We start from the raw sequence: 560 nt of genomic DNA on the forward strand, positions 1-560 counted from the left end.
TACCTGCGGTTGCCCTTGCTACTTCTCCCATCATTCTGGCTTCCATACCTGTGGTCTTGTCTGTTACTACACCCTTTGCTGCTGCAACACCTGAGAGAATTTCTCTTCCTGATGCCGTGTCAGTAATAGACTGGGCTGAAGCTTCGAGGAGGCACATCTCAGTACATGGTCCTGCACATGGGTAGTACTGGTTTCCTGAGAGCATGTCAGTAAATTCGGAGATTGTTGCACATGCCCAGCCTGCGATAGTCAGGGTTTCCCTCGTGTTGGTTGAGCCCCAGCGGATGTGGACCGGACCGTCCAGGTGCCAGCTGGCAGTGCTCATAACAAAGGCGTTGATGTGGGTTGCAATGTCAACAATTGTGGTTTCCTCAATGCCGCCTGCGTATCCTCCGAAGATGGGCATCTGCTCATCCATGATGATATTGCTGTTCCCTTTGTAGTGGGCAATTACTGCAATTGCATCGAGGTCGATCTTGAGCTCATTGAGCTGAGAGACTTCGTGGCTGTCCGAGCTTATCTGGCCGCCAACGCAGTCAGAAGCTATATTTCCCTGAGCG

General features: G+C 51.8%; 1 protein-coding gene. It reads right to left on the bottom strand.

Features of this window, described 5'->3' with window-relative positions; genetic code table 11:
* Positions 1–560 (bottom strand): monomethylamine:corrinoid methyltransferase (locus FXV91_RS10255; protein ID WP_229390490.1); only part of this gene is annotated, 560 nt, incomplete at both ends.

Source organism: Methanosarcina sp. DH2 (assembly GCF_020804225.1).
Taxonomy (GTDB): Archaea; Halobacteriota; Methanosarcinia; order Methanosarcinales; family Methanosarcinaceae; genus Methanosarcina.